The sequence below is a fragment of the Solibacillus isronensis genome (genome assembly GCF_023715405.1).
In the GTDB taxonomy this organism is placed as follows: Bacteria; Bacillota; Bacilli; order Bacillales_A; family Planococcaceae; genus Solibacillus; species Solibacillus isronensis_B.
On record NZ_JAMBOC010000001.1, the window covers coordinates 1714992 to 1736373 of the forward strand.

General features: G+C 40.5%; 19 protein-coding genes. 4 read left to right on the forward strand and 15 right to left on the reverse strand.

Annotated elements, in window-relative coordinates; all coding sequences use genetic code 11:
* The 11 genes from M3166_RS08750 to M3166_RS08800 form a co-directional block, all read right to left on the reverse strand.
* Positions 1-1050 (reverse strand): ABC transporter permease, encoded by a 1050-nt coding sequence (locus tag M3166_RS08750; RefSeq protein WP_251689238.1) that lies wholly within the window; start codon positions 1048-1050, stop codon positions 1-3.
* Positions 1050-2591, reverse strand: a complete 1542-nt coding sequence (locus tag M3166_RS08755) for an ABC transporter ATP-binding protein (protein WP_251689240.1) — start codon at positions 2589-2591, stop codon at positions 1050-1052. The genes M3166_RS08750 and M3166_RS08755 overlap by 1 nt, the downstream gene beginning before the upstream one ends.
* A 260-nt stretch (positions 2592-2851) precedes the next feature.
* Complete coding sequence (locus tag M3166_RS08760; protein WP_251689241.1) at positions 2852-3964, reverse strand: BMP family lipoprotein; 1113 nt, start codon at positions 3962-3964, stop codon at positions 2852-2854.
* A 61-nt stretch (positions 3965-4025) separates the two neighbouring features.
* Positions 4026-4754, reverse strand: coding sequence for a GntR family transcriptional regulator (locus M3166_RS08765; RefSeq protein ID WP_079525331.1), 729 nt, complete (start codon positions 4752-4754; stop codon positions 4026-4028).
* Between the two features lie 204 nt (positions 4755-4958).
* Complete coding sequence (locus tag M3166_RS08770; RefSeq protein WP_285848809.1) at positions 4959-7250, reverse strand: FtsK/SpoIIIE family DNA translocase; 2292 nt, start codon at positions 7248-7250, stop codon at positions 4959-4961.
* A 326-nt stretch (positions 7251-7576) separates the two neighbouring features.
* Positions 7577-9244 carry a ribonuclease J gene (locus M3166_RS08775; protein ID WP_251689243.1) on the reverse strand — a complete coding sequence of 556 codons (1668 nt, stop codon included), beginning with the start codon at positions 9242-9244 and terminating at the stop codon, positions 7577-7579.
* Between the two features lie 327 nt (positions 9245-9571).
* Positions 9572-10483, reverse strand: coding sequence for a 4-hydroxy-tetrahydrodipicolinate synthase (gene dapA, locus M3166_RS08780; RefSeq protein WP_251689245.1), 912 nt, complete (start codon positions 10481-10483; stop codon positions 9572-9574).
* A 17-nt stretch (positions 10484-10500) separates the two neighbouring features.
* On the reverse strand, positions 10501-11541 hold the full coding sequence (locus M3166_RS08785; RefSeq protein WP_251689247.1) for an aspartate-semialdehyde dehydrogenase: 1041 nt from the start codon (positions 11539-11541) through the stop codon (positions 10501-10503).
* A gap of 84 nt (positions 11542-11625) precedes the next feature.
* Positions 11626-12216, reverse strand: coding sequence for a dipicolinate synthase subunit B (locus tag M3166_RS08790; RefSeq protein WP_251689249.1), 591 nt, complete (start codon positions 12214-12216; stop codon positions 11626-11628).
* On the reverse strand, positions 12209-12985 hold the full coding sequence (locus M3166_RS08795; RefSeq protein WP_251689251.1) for an NAD(P)-dependent oxidoreductase: 777 nt from the start codon (positions 12983-12985) through the stop codon (positions 12209-12211). Before M3166_RS08795 ends, M3166_RS08790 begins: the two co-directional genes overlap by 8 nt.
* Entirely contained in the window at positions 12978-13250 is a 273-nt protein-coding gene (locus M3166_RS08800) for a YlmC/YmxH family sporulation protein (protein WP_251689253.1), read from the reverse strand. The genes M3166_RS08795 and M3166_RS08800 overlap by 8 nt, the downstream gene beginning before the upstream one ends.
* 255 nt (positions 13251-13505) lie before the next feature.
* Between M3166_RS08800 and M3166_RS08805 the strand changes: the two genes are divergently transcribed.
* Genes M3166_RS08805 through M3166_RS08820 form a run of 4 tightly spaced genes read left to right on the forward strand, consistent with a single transcriptional unit; the run spans position 13506 to position 15935 of the window.
* Complete coding sequence (locus tag M3166_RS08805) at positions 13506-13877, forward strand: GntR family transcriptional regulator (RefSeq protein ID WP_251689255.1); 372 nt, start codon at positions 13506-13508, stop codon at positions 13875-13877.
* 2 nt (positions 13878-13879) lie between these two features.
* Complete coding sequence (locus tag M3166_RS08810) at positions 13880-14725, forward strand: ABC transporter ATP-binding protein (protein ID WP_251689257.1); 846 nt, start codon at positions 13880-13882, stop codon at positions 14723-14725.
* Positions 14722-15318 carry an ATPase gene (locus M3166_RS08815; RefSeq protein WP_251689259.1) on the forward strand — a complete coding sequence of 199 codons (597 nt, stop codon included), beginning with the start codon at positions 14722-14724 and terminating at the stop codon, positions 15316-15318. The genes M3166_RS08810 and M3166_RS08815 overlap by 4 nt, the downstream gene beginning before the upstream one ends.
* On the forward strand, positions 15315-15935 hold the full coding sequence (locus M3166_RS08820) for a hypothetical protein (RefSeq protein ID WP_251689261.1): 621 nt from the start codon (positions 15315-15317) through the stop codon (positions 15933-15935). The genes M3166_RS08815 and M3166_RS08820 overlap by 4 nt, the downstream gene beginning before the upstream one ends.
* A 45-nt stretch (positions 15936-15980) precedes the next feature.
* On the opposite strand, the gene M3166_RS08825 is transcribed toward M3166_RS08820, so the two are convergent.
* From M3166_RS08825 to ribF, 4 genes are all read right to left on the reverse strand, one after another.
* A complete protein-coding gene (locus M3166_RS08825; RefSeq protein ID WP_251689263.1) occupies positions 15981-17207 on the reverse strand; it encodes a M16 family metallopeptidase in 1227 nt (408 codons plus the stop codon).
* Between the two features lie 414 nt (positions 17208-17621).
* The gene (gene pnp, locus M3166_RS08830; protein WP_251689265.1) at positions 17622-19736 is read right to left on the reverse strand and encodes a polyribonucleotide nucleotidyltransferase; all 2115 of its coding nucleotides are present in this window, start codon (positions 19734-19736) and stop codon (positions 17622-17624) included.
* Between the two features lie 283 nt (positions 19737-20019).
* Positions 20020-20289, reverse strand: a complete 270-nt coding sequence (gene rpsO / locus M3166_RS08835; RefSeq protein WP_008403229.1) for a 30S ribosomal protein S15 — start codon at positions 20287-20289, stop codon at positions 20020-20022.
* 136 nt (positions 20290-20425) lie between these two features.
* A complete protein-coding gene (gene ribF, locus M3166_RS08840) occupies positions 20426-21376 on the reverse strand; it encodes a riboflavin biosynthesis protein RibF (protein WP_251689267.1) in 951 nt (316 codons plus the stop codon).
* Positions 21377-21382 lie beyond the last annotated feature (6 nt).

A 21382-nucleotide genomic window follows, 5' to 3' on the forward strand; every position in this document is an offset into this window, starting at 1 on the left:
TTACTTGCCCTCCTTTTTCTTTCCGAATTTCTGTAAACCAACACGTAAAATATAGCCTGAAGCTACGAATAAAATAATTACTGCAATAATGATCGATACGATTTCTTCCGGAATACCTGCTTCGTTCGGCATGTTTAATGATCCGTATTTCAGGGAACCGAATAATGAAGCTCCGAAGAATACACCGATCGGATTGTTCGCACCTAGTAATGCTACAGCGATCCCGTCGAATCCGATACCTGATGCCGCTGCTTTAATCGAAGCATTTTGGTATGTTCCCAATGCTTCCATCGCACCGCCCAGACCGGCGAATACACCGGAAATTGTCATTGCTAAAATGATGTTGCGGTTTACGTTCATACCCGCATATTCAGCAGCGTTTTTGTTGAACCCTACTGCTTTCAACTCATAACCGCGAGTTGTTTTTTCTAAAATAAACCACATAACAACTACCATGATCAGTGCCACGATAATTCCTAAGTGAAGACTTGAATTATCCGTAATTTCACGTAACCACTGATTACGTAATGTAGCTGATTCTAATACTGTCGGCGTTTTGAATCCGCCGTCTGATAATGATTTAATCGCAGCATTTGTTAAGTATAATGCTGTGTAGTTTAACATAATCGAAGCAATTACTTCGTGTACTTGAAGTCTTGCTTTCAGGAAACCGACGATAAATGCCCAGAATGCACCAGCTGCAGCAGCCGCTAGTAATGCTAATGGCAAGTGGATAATACGTGGTAATCCTTCAATTGCATAACCGACATATGCCGCTGCTAGCCAACCCATTAATAGCTGACCTTCAACACCGATGTTGAATAATCCTGTACGGAAGGCAAATGCTACTGCAAGACCTGCTAAAATATAAGGTGTAATTTGACGGATCGTATTACCGATAGAATAAGAATCTCCGAAAATACCATTCCATAGTGCTGTATACCCATCGATTGCATCATAGCCGCTGACAACCATGACGATACCGCCAACGAGTAATCCTAAAACTACCGAGATGAGTGGAACGAGCAGATTCACAACTCGATTTGACATTATTCGTTCCCCTCCTTAACTGCCTTTGCTTTACGTTTTTCACCGGCCATTAATAAGCCCAGCTCTTGTTCAGATGTTTCTTTCGGATAGACCGTATCCACGATTGTCCCATCGTAAATTACGGCAATGCGGTCAGAAACGTTCATAACTTCATCTAATTCAAAGGAAATCAATAATACGGCTTTCCCTTTATCACGTTGCTCGATTAAACGAGAGTGAATAAATTCAATTGCCCCTACGTCCAATCCACGAGTAGGAAGTGCTGCAATCAGCAGATCCGGATCACGGTCAACTTCACGTCCGATAATGGCCTTCTGCTGGTTACCGCCTGAAAGCGCTCGTGCTGGCGTCATTTCGCCCTGACCTGTACGAACATCATACTCTTCAATGATTTGGCGTGCTTTTTCATTTATCTTCTTATAGTCCATTATAACGCCTTTAGAAATTGGCGATTTATAGTAAGTTTGTAGTGCGATATTGTGCCCAATAGGGAAATCCAGGACTAGCCCGTGTTTGTGACGGTCCTGAGGAATATGTCCTACACCTGTTTCCGTAATTTCACGCGGTTTTAAACCTGTAATATCTTTGCCGCCTAAAGTTACTTTACCGCTCTTGATTTTGCGCAGTCCTGTAATTGCTTCGATTAATTCTGATTGACCATTTCCGTCAATCCCTGCAATACCAACGATTTCACCGCGGCGAATCGATAAATTCAGACCTTTTACTTTTTCAACATCCCGGTAATCCGTTACAACAAGGTTTTCGACTTTAAAGATTTCTTCAGTAGGGTTTGCTTCCCCTTTTTCTGTTTTGAATTCTACTTGTCGACCAACCATTAATTCCGCAAGCTGATCCGGATTGGTTTCAGCTGTTACTACCGTTCCAACACCTTCACCTTTACGGATAATTGTTACACGGTCAGATACTTCCATAATTTCTTTCAGCTTGTGCGTAATGATGATAATCGACTTGCCTTCTTTAATCAGAAGTTTTAAGATTGCCATTAATTCCGTAATCTCTTGCGGTGTTAATGATGCAGTCGGCTCGTCAAAAATTAAGATTTCCGCACCGCGGTATAGTGTTTTTAAAATTTCTACACGCTGTTGCATTCCGACAGAAATATCTTCAATTTTCGCATATGGATCCACATCCAAGTTGTATTTCTTCGATAATGCAGCGATATCTTTTGCAGCATCTTTAATATTGATAGCTCCCAGTTTCGTAGGTTCGCTGCCTAAAATGATATTTTCCGTAACCGTAAAGTTTTCCACAAGCATAAAGTGCTGGTGCACCATTCCGATTCCTAAATCATTTGCTTTGTTCGGATCTGTAATTTTTACTGATTCTCCGCGTACTTTAATTTCTCCGGCTTCTGGTTGATATAGACCGAAAAGTACATTCATTAAAGTCGATTTACCTGCACCGTTTTCTCCTAATAGTGCATGAATTTCGCCTTTTTTTAACTGGAGGGTGATATTGTTGTTTGCTACGAAATTACCGAACTCTTTGCGGATCCCTAGCATTTCAATCACGTATTCCACTAGACTCACTCCCTTAGGCTATTTATCTTTAAAAGTATTTTTATAAAATTAACACATGAAAGATTTTTGTAAAAATCTTTCATCTATTAATTTTTCAGACGAATTCTACACTAAATAAGTCCCTTGTCTTACAATTCTATGAAAATATAACGCTTACATTTCTTTTAATACTAAATTTACCGAATATTTAAAACAGACCTTTACATTAGAAAATCATCATAGGGGAATAATTCCCCTATGATGACTACCATTAAGAATTATTATTTATCTTTAGGTTTTTCTTCTGAAACTTTAATTTCGCCAGAAGCAATCTTCTCTTTATATTCTTCTACTTTATCCATTACTTCTTGAGGAATTGCACCACGAGAATCTGCTAAGCCAACACCATCTTCAGCTAAACCGTAAACAGTAGTTGTACCACCTGGGAACTCACCGTTTTTCGCTTTAGTAGCGATATCCACTACCGCGTTGTTAACACCTTTTAACATAGAAGTTAAAGTGATGTTAGTAGAGTCATCAACTTGACCTTCTGCATATTGGTCAGCGTCAACACCGATTACCCATACGTTAGCATCTTTATCTTTTGCTTTACGCTCTTTAGCTTCTGAGAATACACCGTTACCAGTACCACCAGCAGCGTGGAAAATAATATCTACGCCAGAAGAGTACATTGAGTTCGCAGCGATTTTACCTTTAGATGCATCGTCGAATACACCTGTGTAGTTTACTTGGATTTCGATGTCCGGGTTAACAGCTTTTGCACCCTCGATGAAACCAGCGTGGAAGCGGTTAATTACTGGGATATCTGTACCACCTACGAAACCGATTTTGCCTGATTCAGACATTGAAGCTGCAACAACACCAGCTAAGAAAGCGCCTTCTTGCTCTTTGAACAGGATGTTTGCTACGTTATCAGCTTCTACTTCAGCATCGATTAATGCTAACTGTGCATCTGGATTGTCATTAGCGATCTCTTCAATTGCATCACCCATCATGAAACCAACACCGAAAACTAAATCGAAGTCACGACGTAATAAGTTGTTTAAGTTTGTGTTGTAGTCAGCATCTGATTGAGATTGTAAGTAGTCGAAACCACCGTCACCTTTAGATAGGCCGTTGTCAGCACCGAATTGTTGAACACCTTCCCAAGCTGATTGGTTGAATGATTTGTCGTCTACGCCACCTACGTCTGTAACCATTGCGATTGAGAAATCGCCAGAACCTGCGTCAGTGCTTGTTTCAGAACCAGATTTAGAATCATTGTTTGAAGTGTCTTTTGAATCAGTTGACTCTTCGTCAGTTCCGCATGCCGCCAAAATTGCACCAGTTGCTACTACAGAAGAAATTAATAAACCAAATTTACGCTTTTTCATTAATGAGTCCCCCTCAAAGGTAATTGATATTAGCAGGAATTAAATAATAGAAATTATTGTTCTACACCCGTTTACGTACTACATGGAAGCTGAATTTGTCAGCTCTGAAATAATTTTTTGAATAAAGAACAACACGATCATTTTCATCATAGTGAAGTTGCTTTAATACAAGCAATGCTGTTTCCGGCCCACATTTCAATATCGGTGATACTTCATCGTGGAAGCCTACTGGATCAATATATGTCACTGCATATGCGACACGGATAGATCCGGTTTGCTCTAAAGCCGAGAAAATCGAAACGTTTTGATTACTTATAAATTCATTTGGCAGTAAATTGGCCGGTACTTTGTCTACACAGTAAACAACCGGTTCATTGTCTGCCGTTCTTACACGTTCAATCGTGATAACATTGTCATCAATGTCAGCTTGGAAACGTTCCACATCATCTTCCGTGGCTTTTTCTTCCTTCGCACTGATGAAGATTGTGCCTGGATTCATACCAGCGTTTTCAATCATAGAAGATACACTCGATAAATGCTCAATGCCTGACGTAAAGACCGGCTTTGGATTGACGAATGTACCAACACCATGACGACGGATAATAACGTTTTCTTCTTCCAAAAGTCGCAGTGCTTCACGAAGCGTTGCACGACTTACACCCAATGTTTTTGAAAGTTCGAATTCTGAGGGTAATTTTTCGTTTTCACGATAGGTCCCTTTATCTATATCTGACTTCAAACGATCAATAACTTGTAAGTATAAATGACGATGATCTGCTTTAATTGTCAATTAGTATCACCACCATAACATAGAGATCAGACATCTGATGTACAACATTCCTACTAATTCGTGAATAATATAACACTTTAAACGAAAAAAGAAAACATATTTCTTTAAATGTGTCATGTTAATGTGAAAAATTAGCGAATTTATTTCAAAACTTATAGAAAAGAATATATTCCGAAAAGTGCGACAATGTCAAGGTTTTCCTAGTTAAAATCGATTTCCTAGAACCTGACGTGGTTTACTTCCTTCTGGTGGTCCGACAACCCCGCGCTGCTCCATTTGATCGACAATCCGAGCTGCACGTGAATACCCGATTCTAAATCGGCGCTGCAGTAAAGATACGGAAGCTGTTTGCATTTCCAATACGAGTTGTACGGCATCGTCATACAAGTCGTCCGTTTCGTCCATCACGTCAACGATTGGTTCATCAGTCGGAATCATCGCCTCCTCATATTGAGCTTTTTGCTGCTCAATGACACTATTAATAATTCTTTCGACTTCATGATCACTTACAAATGCACCTTGCACACGAACTGGTTTAGATGCTCCTGCCGGTAAATACAGCATATCACCGCGGCCAAGTAATCTTTCGGCGCCGCCCATATCCAAGATTGTGCGTGAATCGACAGACGACGACACGGCAAATGCAATACGTGAAGGAATATTCGCTTTGATGATGCCGGTAATAACATCAACAGACGGTCTTTGTGTTGCGATAATGAGGTGAATCCCTGCTGCACGTGCCATTTGGGCAAGTCGTGTTATCGCATCTTCCACTTCACTCGACGCAACCATCATTAAGTCCGCCAACTCGTCGACAATTACGACAATATACGGAAGCTTCGGCTGTTTCTCCATTGCCTCTTCATTGCTTATATCGATATATTCGTTATATCCTTCAATATTCCTTGTACCGGAATGTGAAAACAGGTCATAGCGTCGTTCCATTTCCGACACAACTTTCTGCAATGCCTGGGCCGCTTTACGCGGATCTGTTACAACTGGTGCCAATAAATGCGGAATACCGTTGTACACACTTAGCTCCACCATTTTCGGATCGATCATCATCATTTTTACTTCACTCGGTTTTGCGCGCATCAATAGTGACACAATAATACCATTGATACATACACTTTTACCGCTCCCTGTTGAACCGGCAACTAATAAGTGTGGCATTTTGTTTAATTCTGCCGCAATCGCCTGGCCTGTTACATCGCGTCCCAAACTTACCAACAATTTGGCCCCGACTTTTACCTGCTCATTTGCTTCAAGCACTTCACGTAACGTTACGACTGCCACTTCACTGTTCGGTACTTCGATCCCGACAGCCGATTTCCCGGGAATCGGTGCTTCAATACGAATATCTTTTGCTGCAAGGGCAAGTGCCAAGTCATCTTGAAGGCTGACAATTTTACTTACTTTTACACCTGTGTCCGGCATTACTTCATATTTTGTCACTGCAGGACCTAAATGAACTTGTGTCACTTTCGCTTTTACACCAAAACTTAAAAATGTTTGTTCCAGTTTCTTTGCATTTGTTTGAATAACCGAATATTCGCCGCTTTGATCATGTTCGGGCGGCGGGTTCAGCTGCTGCATTGACGGCAAAATGTAGGTTTGGTCCGTTTCGGATGTTACGGCCATAATCGGCTCACTTATTTTTTCCTCCACTTCGTTTTCGATACCTTTTTGCTGTTCCTGTTTTACTTGCTCCACAAAATTCGAAATGATCGGCTCATGATGTGTTGGCGTTGCTGTCGTAATAATCAGGTCTTCCAAATCAGCCGCTTCCTCTTCGATCATCGGTTCGGTTCTAGAACGACGCTGCTTCTGCTGAGGTTCAGGTTTTGGCTTACTTCTTGTGCTGCGTTTCGTTCTTTTGAACTTTCCCTTAAGTGTAGGGGCCTTCTCTACTAATATTGGCACGAGTGCTTTTCCGGTAATTAAAATTATCCCGATGGCCAATAATACAAATGCGGCAATTTTTGCTCCGGATGCATCAAATAATACATGGAACAGGCTGAATAATAATCCGCCGATCATACCGCCACCGAGCGCATTGCTGCGGTTTACGATTCCATCTGTGCTGATGAGTATTCTCCATGTTTCCTTTAATACGGAATTTGACAACAGTGTGTTTGTTGCAAGCATCTGTTCGAATAACAAGCTATGACTGAAAATCGTCAAGCTGGCACCGACAAACAACACACCGTATACGACACGGGTATTAAATGGGACACCCCGGCGTTTGACCATTAACATCCCAGCGACTAAAAAGCATAGTAATGGGATGATAAAATGCAGATTGCCGAAGAAAAACATGGCAATTGAATGGAGCATTCTTCCAACAAGTCCGAACTCCAGAAATTCGATAATGGCTAATGCAATCAGCAATAATCCGATAATTTCATATGCGAGCGGATGGAGCTCCTCTTTCGTTTTTGGCTTTAGCGTCGGTTTTGCCTTTGCTTTTGTTTTAGTACTTTTCTTTTTATCCAATCTTTGTTCACCTACTTAAAAATTGTTCCTTAATATTAGACGCCAAAGTTGCTATATAGGCTTCCGGGTTGTGGTGATGCGTTATATTTAATCAATTGACTTAGTTTGTGCTGAATGGAATAGTTATTACTGCTATGTACCGAAAAATCAGTTTTTTTCAAATAAACTTTAGTTTTTACCGCAATTATCCAGCATTCTCTAATACTAGTAACAAGGTACATCCCACTCCGGAAAATTAGTTAGAAAAAGGGCTTTCTCACGCTTAATGTAAGAAAACCCTTTTTGATTATAGATATGGGAGCAACGATCGTTGTCTCCCCTTCAAATTAATACTCCATAATGATCGGAATGATCATTGGACGACGTTTTGTTTTTTGGAATAAATACTGATTTAATGTGTCGCGAATTTCTTGCTTAATGTTTGTCCATTCGAACGTTTCTTTGCCGACATACTTCTCGATCACTTCGCGTGCGATTTCAGAAGCTTCTTCCATTAACTGTTCTGACTCGCGTACGTATACGAAACCGCGCGATAAAATTTCGGGACCTGAAGCAATTTTCTTCTGTGCACGGTTCAATGTCACAACGACAATGAAAATACCATCTTGAGAAAGCAGTTTACGGTCGCGTAAAACGATATTACCTACATCGCCTACACCGATTCCGTCGATCAGTACATTCCCTGCTTGTACACGCCCTGTCATGCGCACTTTGCCGTTTTTGTACTCGACAATATCGCCTTTATCTGCGATGAAGATTTGTGATTTTTGCAAGCCCACTTGTTGTGCAAGTTTCGAGTGCGCAATTAACATGCGGTACTCCCCTTGAACCGGAATAAAGTATTTCGGCTTCATAAAGTTCAGCATCAGTTTTAAATCTTCCGCGCTGCCGTGGCCGGAAACATGGACTTTTTTGTTTGAAGTCATGACATGTGCGCCAGCTTTAGCCAATTGGTTCATCGTGTTATACATTTGCACTTCCATGCTTGGTGATGGTGTAAATGTAATCAAGACTGTATCTGTATTTCTGATTTTAATGTCACGGTGGTGTTTACGCACAATTTTATCTAGTGCATCAAGTGGTTCACCTTTGTTGCCCGTTGCCATAATAATAATTTCGTCATCATGATATTTATGAATTTCGTTTACTGGTACAAGTGTTGACTCATCGATTTCCAAATAGCCTAGGTTCACACCGATATCGACCATTTTTTCTAACGATTTTCCGACTACCGCGACTTTACGGTGCGATGCGGCAGCTTGTCTAAATACTTGCTGAATACGAATAAAGTTTGATGCATATAATGCTACGATAATTCGACCTGGTGCCGAATGGAACGTTTTTTGCAATTCTTCCGCAATCACTGCTTCACTTGTTGTATAGCCTGGGCGTTCTGCTTCCATTGATTCTGATAAAAGCATGAATACGCCTTCTTCACCGAGCATCGCCATTTTTGCCAAATCCGGCTTGAACTTGCCTGTTGCCGACTGGTCAAACTTGAATTCGCCTGTGTGAACGATAGCGCCTTCAGAAGTATGGAACACAATACCTAATGAATCTGGAATACTATGTGTTGTATGGAAGAATGTCACATAAGTAGAATTGAAGTTCATGCGACTATTGCTCGATACTTCAAAGAATTTCACTTGGTAAGGTGCTGGCAATTCTTTTAAATGCTCCTTCGCCAATGCGATCGTTAACTTTGAACCATATACCGGTGCTTTAATTTTCTTTAATACATACGCAATCGATCCAATTGCATCTTCATGTCCATGTGTAAGGAAAATACCTTTTACGCGCTCTTTATTTTCCTCTAAATACGTGATATCTGGAATGACGATATCAATTCCAAGCATTTCGTCTTCTGGGAACATGAGCCCACTGTCTACTACGAAAAGCTCTTCATCGATTTCTATTACATACATTGATTTTCCGATTTCGCCAACTCCACCTAATGGAATGACACGGATAAGTTCATTTTTTGATTTTGTCACTTTATTTCCTCCTAAATTGTTCCGAACAGCAACCACTTAAAGTTCATTATACGGTGAGAATGACGTTAGTACAAATAAAAAAGTGATTTTCTTTTTTTACGGAACTGCGGGCAAATTAAAATCGCAACCGTTTTACAGAATGCCGAAATTTTAATCCTCCGTTTTATTTGGATAATCCTCAGTTGGTAACCGATCATCCTCAAGCCCCGCCTCATAATCCTCAGTTGCTGACCATTCTTCCTCACTTCATCCGCTATCTTCCTCATACTGACTAAAAATAAAAAAACAGTCACCCGCTTCTCATCGGAAGGTGTGACTGTTTATGTGTTAGTTCACTTGTAATGCGCGGAAACTTTTTGCTTTTTCCTGATACGTATCCCAAATTTCATCAAATGCTGCCTTTTCTTCTGGTAGCATTTCCATCATCGGCATCCGTACATCAAGTGTATCAAAGCCTAATTTTGTCATCGCGTATTTTATTGGAGATGGATTCGGTTGTGCAAATAACGCACGAACGAGCGGCAATAACGCACGGTGAATTTGTGCAGCTTCCTGATGACGGCCTTCTTCAAATGCGCGAACCATTTGCTGCATATCTTTTCCTACTACATGTGAAGCGACAGAAATAATGCCGCGTCCGCCGATAGCAAGCAGTGGTAATGTTAACCCGTCATCCCCTGAATATACATAGAAATCCGGATCGACATTTTCAATGATGTCGCCCATCTGATCCAGGTTACCGCTTGCTTCTTTAATGCATGTAATATTCGGTACGTCTTTGCTGATCGCAATCGTTGTTTCAGCTAAAATATTGGCACCTGTACGACCAGGGACATTATATAGCATGACAGGGAGTTTTGTTTCTTTTGCGATTGTTTTAAAGTGGGCATACATGCCGCGCTGGTTTGGCTTATTATAATATGGAGTTACGAGCATGATTCCGTTTGCCCCATTTTCCTCTGCTTTATGAGTCATCATAATCGAGTAGGCTGTTTCGTTATCACCTGTACCTGCAATAACAGGGATGCGTCCTGCCACTTTTTCGACAGTAAAGCGCACGACCTCGATTTTTTCCTCAGTTGACATTGTCGGGTTTTCCGAAGTTGTTCCACAAGCAATAATTGAATCTGTACCATTTTCAATTAAGTGATCAATAATTCGTTCTAACTCAGGATAATTAATCGTACCGTCCTTTTTAAACGGCGTAATCATCGCTGTACCAATACGTCCGAAATCCATAACTAATAATCCTCCCCTTATAGTAAGTGATCCTCTAGCATAGCTTCTGCAATTTGAATAGAGTTGAGTGCAGCCCCTTTTAATAAATTATCTGACACAATCCATAAGTGGAATCCTTTTTTGTTGTCTAAATCTTGGCGAATACGTCCAACATATGTCGGTTCTTCATTTTCTGCAAAAATCGGCATCGGGTAAAGCTGTTCGCGAATGTCATCTTGCAGAACAATGCCCGGCGCCCCAGTTAATGCGTCAAAAATTTGCTGTACTGTTGCTTCTTGCTCCAGTTCGATATAAACCGATTCTGAGTGGCCTGAAACAACCGGAACACGTACACATGTTGCAGCGACTTTTAGCTCAGGTGCTTCCATAATTTTTTTCGTTTCATTAATCATTTTCATTTCTTCATATGTAAAGCCATTGTCCGTAAACTTATCAATTTGCGGAATGACGTTACGTGCGATAGGATAATGTTTTTTATCTGATTTAACCGGTAAAACTTTCGCTTCAACATTTTTCCCTGCATCCCACTGTGCACTTTGCTCACGCAGCTCTTCAATTGCTGCCACACCAGAACCGGATACCGCTTGATATGTCGATACAACAACTTTTGTTAAGCCGAATTTTTCACGGATTGGCTGTAATGCTGCAACCATTTGAATTGTCGAACAGTTAGGATTTGCGATAATCCCTTTTGGAATCGTTTTTAATGCATGGCGATTTACTTCCGGTACAACAAGCGGTACCTCTGGATCCATACGGAAATGGCTTGTGTTATCAATAACAATCGCTCCACGCTTTGCTGCTTCAGGTGCCAGTACTTCAGATACAGCTCCGCCTGCTGAAAATAATGCTAGATCGATCCCTTCAAAGCTTTCCGGTTTCGCTTCTTCTATCGTATAGTTTTCACCATTGAATTCAATTTGTTTTCCCGCTGAACGAGCAGAAGCTAAAAACTTGATAGATGCAATTGGAAATTTGCGCTCAATCAGCTTCTCCATCATTTTTGAACCTACAGCTCCTGTTGCCCCAACTACGGCAACATTCAATTTCTTTGTCATGTCTCATCTCTCCTAAAAATATCGGTATGTATATAATGTTGGATATTGTATCATATATTATTAGAATTGTGTGAGATAATTTGATTATTTAAAATATTGTATAAATATCGGCTGGATCTGTTTTTTATGAGCGAGCGTATATGCTACAGTATCGAGCATTTTTGTGAAATCCGCTATGAGTGACGTCGGTTTTTTAATTGGATCGTCCTGACCGAATGGAATGAAGAAAATGTTTTTCGCATTCATTAATTTCATTAAATTCATTCCGTTTAACCCAAGCGCATCATTCGTTGAAATACCAAGTACTACAGGTGAACCATTTCGAAGTGTCGCCTTTGCTGCCATCAGTACGGCATTGTCTGTTGCGGCATTCGCAAATTTACTGATCGAGTTCCCTGTCATCGGTGCGATTACCATACAGTCTAATGGATTACTCGGTCCAAACGGCTCCGCTTCCGCAATGGAACTGACAACCTTTTCCCCAGAGAATTCTTCGATTTTCGCAATCCATTCTTCACCCGTTCCAAATCGTGTAGCTGCATGTAATACAGAAGGCGTTATAATCGGTACAACGGTTGCACCGGCTTCACGAAATCGAGTAATTTTCGGTATGACATCTTCATACGTACAATGTGATGCGGTAATTCCTAAACCAATGCGTTTTCCCTCAAGCATTTGCTTCCTCCTTTCGTAATTCTAGTATCGTTTCGTATAATAAGTTTGCTGCAGCTTGCGGAAAGTATTTCCCAGGTAATGCAGGTAGCAGCTCATATTGAGATAATTTGATATCGTTCAAACACCCCGGGCTTGATGCGACATCATAAATCGGACGGATCATCCATGATTCAAAATCCTTTGTCAGCCATTTTGTCGGGATCGTATTAATCATAAAATCCGCTTCCATACTATTTTTCTCAGTTAATTCAATACCAGTATAGCCATATGCAAGGGCCTCGGCTTTTTGCGTTTCCGAACGAACGGCGATGATGACCTTTGCATTGAGACGTGTTAAAAACAGGGCAAGCATTTTTGCTACACGTCCAAACCCTGTAATCATAATTGTTTTATACTGCACATTTACCTTTTCTTTATACAAATGCGCTAGAAAGCCTTCTGCAGTAAGTGCGGCATTTTTCCAGATGAATGTTTCATCTTCCAAATAATAATGCAAGCACTTATTTTCAAGAACTAGTTTCCATTGATCTGTCAATTTCCCCGCAAAAAATCGTGCCTGACGTATACCTAAAAGCTCCTCCACTTGAATCGATAAAGGGTGGATCGGCAACACAATTTCTGTCGGGTGCAGCTCCAACGCCACTTTGTTCAGTGCTTCATCCCAAACAGTCGTATTTTTGTAATACACCGTGCGATCATTTGTCGATAACTGCTTCGCCAAAAACTTCATCCGCTCGTCTGTACCGATCACAAGCCAGCGTTCAGTCATCATCGGCATGCTTTAATGTCGAAGTTGTTTTTTGAAATAATATTCGGTCTTCACCAATTAAAATAATTTCACTCCAGGGAATATATTTTACCATCCCTGCCTTTTTCTTTTGGAACGGCATCTTTACCATTTGTGCCGGCATTTCAAAGCCTGTGATTTTTCCTGTTTTGGCATCAAAAATACATTCGGTCTCAGCTAAAAATCCATATCGAACGCCGTTTGCCATTTCAATGAGTTCTTTTTCAGCGAGCTCTGATAAAAGCATTGTATCCCTCCTCTTGTAAGAGCCTACATTACTATATGCATCAACATGGGCAGAAGTGAAATGGTTCAACATTTAAGTTTGAAGCTATTCGCGGGTAACGATCATACAGCACTCGTTCGGAAAAATAATGGCAGTAATTAACCTTATTTAAAAATCCATCATATTAAAATTTAGTTTCTATAATTTTCAGTAGACATAATCTGCCATATCTGTATATACTGTATATACACAGTCTAAACATGTGAGGTGAAATGATTGATTATCAAATTGAGCAATAACAGTGAAAAGCCTATTTATGAGCAAATTACAGATCAGTTAAAACAGGCCATTTTGACAGGCACACTGTTAACAGGTGATTCCCTACCTTCTATTAGGGCATTGGCGAAAGAATTGAAAATCAGTGTTATGACAACGAAGAGGGCGTATGCAGATTTGGAACGGGATGGCTTTATCGTCACGATTGCCGGTAAAGGAAGCTATGTGTCGGAACGCAATCAGGATTTCCTGCGTGAAGAGCTGATCCGCCAAATTGAAGTGCATTTCACGAAAGTGGTATCCATCGCGAAAACTGCCAATGTGCCGAAAGAGGAACTGCATGACTTACTCGATTTACTATTGGAGGAATGATGATGAACGCAATTGAAGTAAAAAATGTTTCGAAGCAATTCAAAAAATTTCGTTTAAGAAATATTTCGTTCACGGTTGAGAGCGGAACGATTGCAGGCTTTATCGGGCAAAACGGGGCCGGAAAATCGACGACAATCAAACTCATTTTAAATTTGCTAAAAAAAATTGACGGCGATATTTTTTTATTCGGAAAAGATCATGTTGAACATGAAGTGGAGTTAAAGGCGCAAATCGGGGTTGTATTTGATGAACTGCATGTACCCGAAAGCTATACACCGAAGGAGCTCGATGTGCTGTACGGAAATGTGTATCCTACTTGGGACCGTCCTTATTTTTATCAATTGCTGGATCAGCTGGATGTGCCGAAGTATGACAAAATCAAAACAATGTCTAAAGGAGCAAAAATGAAGCTCGCCCTTTCACTTGCACTAGGACACCGGCCGAAACTTTTGCTGCTTGATGAACCGACGAGCGGTCTTGATCCGATCGTGCGCGATGAAGTGCTCGGAATGCTACAAAATTTTATGGAACAAGAAGATCATGCCATTTTATTTTCATCGCATATTACAACAGATTTAGAGAAAATTGCAGATACGATAACATTTATCCATGATGGCGAAATTTTGTTCAGTGAGAATAAAGATGACCTGTTGTACGGTTACGGAATTTGGAAAGGATCTCATGAAGAAGCGAAAGTTATACCGAACCATTCGATTATCGGCAAACGGGATTATGTATTTGGAATTGAGTACTTGGTCATGCGTGAATTCGTGAATCCAGTTATTGAATTGCAAAAACCGACGATTGATGATCTGATGCTGTTTTTCGTAAAGGGGCGTAAAAAATGAAACAGATGCTTTTTCGTTTTTACGGACAGCAATTGTCTGCATGGATTTTGTTTACACCACTTGTGGCATCAATTATCGCTCTTCCTTTATTATTTGAAGGTGCCGAATCGGCTGCTTACTTTATACTGTCCATCAGTATAACAGCGCTCTGTGCCGTTTATCTGGATCAACGTGAGAGCCAGCTCGTCATGACAAGTTTGTTTCCGATTTCCAAAAAGACATTTTTCATTGTGGACCTCTCATTTTTAGGACGTTACACACTGTACTATATCCTTTATACAATTGTAGCATCGACTGCTATTCAAACATTACTCGAACAGCAACTTGTTTTGCCTTCTGTCAAACAGCTATTAGTAAGCTTTGGCATCAGCTTTTTTATTATCGCTTTTTTCCTGCTGTTTCGGCGTATCAGATTCGGATACTTTTTAAACCTTTCCATCATCTTTCTTCCATTGGCGTTCACACAATTTTTGTCATTTTTTGAAAACCTGACAACTTTAATGAGCACCGTATTATTCTTTGTTTTATTAGTTGTTCTCATCATCGCAGCAAGCATCACTTACTTTCGTGAAAACAGGAGGGATGTCTCATGATTGCACTGCTTAAAATGCATTTTTATCTATCGCGAAAACTATTTATCACTGTTTTTTTATTTATTGTAGGGATGATCGCGATTCTGTGGATTATTTTGAAAGAAATTAATTTTGGTTTTATGGTTTTCTATTTTATGTTGCTCTCGCCGTCATTAGGTATGAGCTACTTGATCGAAAATCACTTTATAAAACGATTCCGGGTAATGCCGATTGATCCAAGGGACTTTGTAAAAAGCTTATTTGTTTTCAGTTTGCTGCTCTTGCTTATCATTACGATTCCTATCGGGATTTATCAAACATATTTATATTTGGATAATCAAATCGGGCCAATTGAATTGTCATTACTTTCAATCGCTTTTGCTGCAGGAATTGCTTCGGTCGGCTCGATGGTGAAAAATTATTTAAGCAATCCGACTAAAGGTACGAAAAGCATATCAATTGGAACAATGCTGGGCTACTTTTTTATCTTTACGTTAGTTCATTTACTAATCTTGTTTATATTTAGTATTATGAATATTGAACTAATGGGGGCACCGATTGTTTCGATTATTGGTTTTATAATCTATTATCAATATTATAAATCGGCTGCAATAAAATTTCAGGCAGCCGAATTTTAAAAGGACAGCGCATGCTAACTGCTAGCACGCGCTGTCCTTTTTTCGTTATTCGTTTTCCGGTCCGATAATCGCAATTGCCGGTTCGGATAATAAAATTTGTGTAATTAACTCATCGATCGTTTCCATCGAAATCGCATCAATCTTTGCCAGTACTTCATCTACTGAGCGGTGATTTTGGTGGATCAGTTCATTGACCCCGTTACGGTTCATAAAGTCTTCCGTTCCTTCAAGCCCTAGAACGAAGCCGCCTTTTAACTGCTCCTTCGCATTTTCAAGCTCAGTTTCTGTTACCCCTCCTGCCACAAGGTCAAATAACGTCTGGTCGATCTGCTGCTTTAATGCATCTAAGTTTTGTTTCGATGCCGACGCATAAATCGTAAACGTCCCAACATCTTCATAGCTTGACTGGTAGCTGAATACAGAATACGCCAAGCCGCGTTCCTCGCGCACTTCCTGGAACAGGCGTGAACTCATATTGCCGCCGATAATATTATTTAACGCAATAAAGCTGTACATTTTCGGATCTTTTACCGCAATGGCCGGGAATGAAATTGCAATATGCGCCTGTTCGGTATCGCGCATTTTTTCAACTTCACCTGGTGTAAATACCGGATAAGACGGTTTGGAAACAATTGACTCAGCACTTGCTTCATAGTTTCCGAATAGTGCTTCCACTTTTTCCAGTAAACTTTCTTCAATATTCCCTGCAATCGAAATGACAACATTTTGAGGGCCGTAATGTTTCGCCATATACCCCCGAATCATCTTTTCATCAAATGTCGATAGCGTTTCCGGTGTCCCTAAAATCGGACGGCCTAGCGCATCATCCGGGAACATGACACCCCATAATTTTTCATGGACATCATCTGCGGGATCGTCTTCACTCATGTAGATTTCTTCAAGAACAACTTGGCGTTCACGTTCAATTTCTTCTTTTGCAAATAATGAGTTAAAAAACATATCGGCCAGAATATCGATTGCGAGCTCCCCATGATGGTCCAGCACTTTCGCGTAATAGCATGTATGTTCCTTCGAAGTGAAGGCATTAATCTCGCCGCCGATACGGTCGAACTCTTCCGCGATTTGGCGGGCTGTACGGTTTTTCGTTCCTTTGAAAAGCATATGCTCGATGAAATGGGTAATCCCATTTTCTTCTTTTGTTTCGTAGCGTGAGCCTGCGTTGACCCAAATACCGACCGATAATGACCGGACATGCGGCATTTGCTCTGTGACAATGCGTACGCCATTTTTTGCTGTAATTACTTGTACCATAAATTTCTCCTTTGTTTCGGCTAATAAATTATAAGTATGACTTAAAAAACCGTAGTATTCCAATTCGAGGCTTATTTATATAGCCCGGTATGCTCCATTCCGAAGGCCAACAGGATTGTTGGTCACGAATGCATTGTCACACGATGTGACGCTCTTAGCATTCGTTCCATTATTTCTGGAAGCGTGGCTCCAAAGCTTTGAATAAAGCTTTGCGACGAGTAACCGCAGGAGCAACCAGATTTTCCGCACACGCTTAATCCCCTTGAAGTCGGCCTCTCCATTACGCATACCTCCCTTTACCATACTTCATCAAGTTATGGATATCGCAAATCATCAACTTAACGTTATTTAAAAAAGAGGCTGTACAATAGTGTACAACCTCCCTTTTTATCTTGTTTGCAACGCTTGTTTCAATTATTTCCCTTGTTCCGCGCGCTCTTTTTCTTCTTTGATAACTACTTTACGTGATAAGTTTACGCGACCTTGTTTATCGATCTCGATACATTTCACTAGTAATTCATCGCCTAGTTTTAATACGTCTTCTACTTCTTTCGTACGTTCTTCCTGAATTTCCGAAATGTGCAGTAAGCCGTCTTTACCTGGGAAGATTTCACAGAATGCACCGAATTTTTCAATGCGTTTTACTGTTGATAAGTAGTACTCGCCTACTTTAGCTTCGCGTACGATTGATTCGATCATTTCTTTAGCACGGTTAATCATTGCTTCATCAGCTGAAGCGATGTAGATTGTACCATCTTGTTCTGTATCAATTTTAACGCCTGTTTCATCAATAATTTTATTGATGACTTTACCACCCGGTCCGATTACATCGCGGATTTTGTCAGGATTAATTTTGATTGAAACAATTTTTGGTGCGTATTGTGATAATGAAGTGCGAGACGCTGAAATCGTTGACATCATATGCTCTAAAATGTGCATACGGCCGATTTTCGCCTGAGTTAATGCTTCTTCTAAAATATCACGAGACAGACCATCGATTTTAATGTCCATTTGAAGTGCTGTTACACCTTTAGCTGTACCTGCCACTTTAAAGTCCATGTCGCCAAGGTGGTCTTCCATACCTTGGATATCTGATAATACTGTATAGTGCTCGCCTTTTTTAACAAGACCCATTGCGATACCTGCAACTGGTGCTTTAATTGGCACACCTGCAGCCATAAGTGCCATTGTTGATGCACAAATTGATGCTTGAGAAGTAGAACCATTTGATTCCAATACTTCCGATACGCAACGGATTGCATACGGGAATTCCTCTTCTGTTGGCATTACCGCTAAAATTGCACGCTCACCTAATGCACCGTGACCGATTTCACGACGGCCCGGGCTACCGTAACGGCCTGTTTCCCCAACTGAGAATTGTGGGAAGTTGTAGTGGTGCATCCAGCGTTTTGACTCTTCAATACCTAAGCCGTCAATAATTTGAACATCGCCTAAAGCACCTAAAGTACAAATTGATAATGCTTGCGTTTGTCCACGTGTGAATAATGCGGAACCGTGTGCACGTGGCAATAAATCTACTTCAGAAGAAAGCGGACGGATTTCATCTTGCTTACGACCATCCGGACGAACTTTATCTTCTGTAATTAAACGACGCACTTCATCTTTTACCATTTTATCTAAAATAGCATTCACTTGTTTCATCGTAGCTTCGTCAGCTTCTTGGGCTTCATAAGCTTCGATCACACGTGTTTTTACTGCTGTAATATTTTCTTGGCGTAATTGCTTGTCCACCGTTTGGATTGCTGTATTCATATCAGCTTCACATTCAGCTTTGATCGCTGCTGTTAAGTCTGCATCTAATTCATATAATGTTACTTCAAGTTTTTCTTTACCCACTTCAGCAACAATTTGCTCTTGGAAGGCAATTAACTTTTTAATTTCTTCATGACCGAACATAATCGCTTCAAGCATTATATCTTCAGTTACTTCTAAAGCACCTGCTTCTACCATGTTAACCGCGTCTTTGTTACCTGCTACTGTTAAGTGAACAGTCGATTTTGCTGATTGTTCTACAGTCGGGTTCACAACGAATTCTCCGTCGATATATCCTACATGTACACCTGCAATCGGTCCGTCGAATGGAATATCGGAAATTGCTAATGATAATGAAGAACCAAACATTGCCGCTACATCAGCAGGGCAGTTTGAATCATTTGACATAACCATTAAAATTGATTGTACTTCGTTACGGAAACCATCCGGGAACATTGGACGGATTGGACGGTCAATTAGACGAGAAGTTAATACTGCCGCTTCTGATGGACGTCCTTCACGTTTAATGAAACCACCAGGGATTTTACCTGCTGCATATAGACGTTCTTCAAAGTTAACTGTTAACGGGAAGAAATCTAATGCTTTTGGTTGTTTTGACATTGTTGCCGTAGCTAGAACTGCTGTTTCGCCGTAGCGGATCATTGCAGCACCATTTGCTTGTTTTGCTAGCTGTCCTACTTCTACTACTAGTGGACGGCCTGCCCATTCATACGAAAAGACCTTTTTTTCGTTCATTAAATGAACCCCTTTCTTATTGAAACACTCTACGTATCATATTATGTACCATAGTTAGTGTATCAAAAAAGCGTTTTCTATGCTAAATTTTTTGATCTAAATATCGATAAATTTAATAAAATATTTTTGGCTTTCCAGCAATGGTTTAACTTCTTTCAACAGGCGTGTTGACACCTGCTCAAAGAAGTTAAACATCGCACCATTGATTCGGAAAGCTGACTCATTTTCAAACATAATAAAAAGCGGGAAAAATCCCGCTTTTTATTGTCAGATTAACGACGTATTAGCGACGTAATCCAAGTTTAGTAATTAATTCACGGTAACGAGCTACGTCGTTTTCACGTAAATATTTTAATAAATGACGACGTTTACCTACCATTTTAAGAAGACCACGTTGAGAGTGGAAGTCTTTCTTGTGAGTAGCTAAGTGAGCGTTTAATGCGTTAATTTCTGCAGTTAATACAGCTACTTGTACTTCTGGAGAACCAGTGTCTGTTTCGTGTACGCGGTACTCAGCGATAATTTCGTTTTTACGTTCTTGTGTAATTGCCATTTTAAATGACCTCCTGATAAATAAGATATCCCCACTAGCAGAGCAGTCGCTGGAGTTGCGAAAAGCCGAGCTAAGGTTCATACGAGAATTTCGTACTAGTGAATAGTACCATAATTGTTTATAGATGCGCAACTATTTAGCGTAGTTGTTCAAAATAGGCGATTGCTTGCTGTTTATCTAATTCAATTTGCTCAATTAACGCTTCGATGCCATTAAATTTCCGTTCGCTGCGAATGCGTTTATACCAGCCGACAACGACCTCTTCACCGTAAATATTTTTATTGAAATTTAAAATATGCACTTCAATCGACAGCAGCTTTTCTTCCGGGTTGTTGAATGTCGGTTTATAGCCTACATTACAAACCCCGTCATACCATTTATTTTGCACTAAAATTTTCACTGCATACACACCGGTTGCCGGTATATAGCAGCCTTCCATCGCCTGAACGTTTGCTGTCGGAAAGCCCATTGTCCGTCCGCGCTTATCTCCGTGCACGACGATTCCCGGCACTTCAAATGCGCGGCCTAATAGATTACGAGCCTGCTCCATTTCCCCGTCCTGTAATGCTTGGCGAATACGTGTTGAGCTGATTTTTTCGACTGCATCCTGCTGTTTTTCGATTGCCGTCACACCATAACGCCCGTTCGACAGTTGCTCCATCAGCTCCATATTGCCTTTGCCGTATGCGCCAAATGAGAAATCAAAGCCTGCCGTTACATGCTGGACATTTAAATCTACGATAAAATACTTAATGAACTCTTCCGGTGTAAGCTTTGCAAAGTCTGATGTAAAGTTTACAACAAATACTGTATCGATATTTAATTTTTTTAATGTATCTAATTTTTGTGGTAGTGGCGTAATGTAAAACACTTTTTCATTACGTCTGCCTAGTACAATCGATGGATGTGGATCAAAAGTCATCACGGCACTTTTAATATTAAGCTGCTCGGCTTTTTGCTTTGCCGCTTCAATGACCGCCTGATGTCCTTTATGTACCCCATCAAAAAATCCGATTGCTAATGAGTACGCCTCTTTTTCTATTTCCTGTGCTAATTGATGGGGGTATTTCAAATGAATAACGTTCATCTTGGG

Excerpts from the sequence above, each read along its gene's own strand:
- M3166_RS08785 (WP_251689247.1), bottom strand. The coding sequence starts at position 11,541 with ATGACAAAGAAATTGAATGTTGCCGTAGTTGGGGCAACAGGAGCTGTA.
- M3166_RS08810 (WP_251689257.1), top strand. The coding sequence starts at position 13,880 with ATGAACGCAATTGAAGTAAAAAATGTTTCGAAGCAATTCAAAAAATTT.
- M3166_RS08795 (WP_251689251.1), bottom strand. The coding sequence starts at position 12,985 with ATGACTGAACGCTGGCTTGTGATCGGTACAGACGAGCGGATGAAGTTT.
- M3166_RS08800 (WP_251689253.1), bottom strand. The coding sequence starts at position 13,250 with ATGCTTTTATCAGAGCTCGCTGAAAAAGAACTCATTGAAATGGCAAAC.
- M3166_RS08760 (WP_251689241.1), bottom strand. The coding sequence starts at position 3,964 with ATGAAAAAGCGTAAATTTGGTTTATTAATTTCTTCTGTAGTAGCAACT.
- rpsO (WP_008403229.1), bottom strand. The coding sequence starts at position 20,289 with ATGGCAATTACACAAGAACGTAAAAACGAAATTATCGCTGAGTACCGC.
- dapA (WP_251689245.1), bottom strand. The coding sequence starts at position 10,483 with ATGGATTTCGGACGTATTGGTACAGCGATGATTACGCCGTTTAAAAAG.
- M3166_RS08750 (WP_251689238.1), bottom strand. The coding sequence starts at position 1,050 with ATGTCAAATCGAGTTGTGAATCTGCTCGTTCCACTCATCTCGGTAGTT.
- ribF (WP_251689267.1), bottom strand. The coding sequence starts at position 21,376 with ATGAACGTTATTCATTTGAAATACCCCCATCAATTAGCACAGGAAATA.
- M3166_RS08820 (WP_251689261.1), top strand. The coding sequence starts at position 15,315 with ATGATTGCACTGCTTAAAATGCATTTTTATCTATCGCGAAAACTATTT.
- M3166_RS08815 (WP_251689259.1), top strand. The coding sequence starts at position 14,722 with ATGAAACAGATGCTTTTTCGTTTTTACGGACAGCAATTGTCTGCATGG.
- M3166_RS08825 (WP_251689263.1), bottom strand. The coding sequence starts at position 17,207 with ATGGTACAAGTAATTACAGCAAAAAATGGCGTACGCATTGTCACAGAG.
- pnp (WP_251689265.1), bottom strand. The coding sequence starts at position 19,736 with ATGAACGAAAAAAAGGTCTTTTCGTATGAATGGGCAGGCCGTCCACTA.
- M3166_RS08790 (WP_251689249.1), bottom strand. The coding sequence starts at position 12,216 with ATGCTTGAGGGAAAACGCATTGGTTTAGGAATTACCGCATCACATTGT.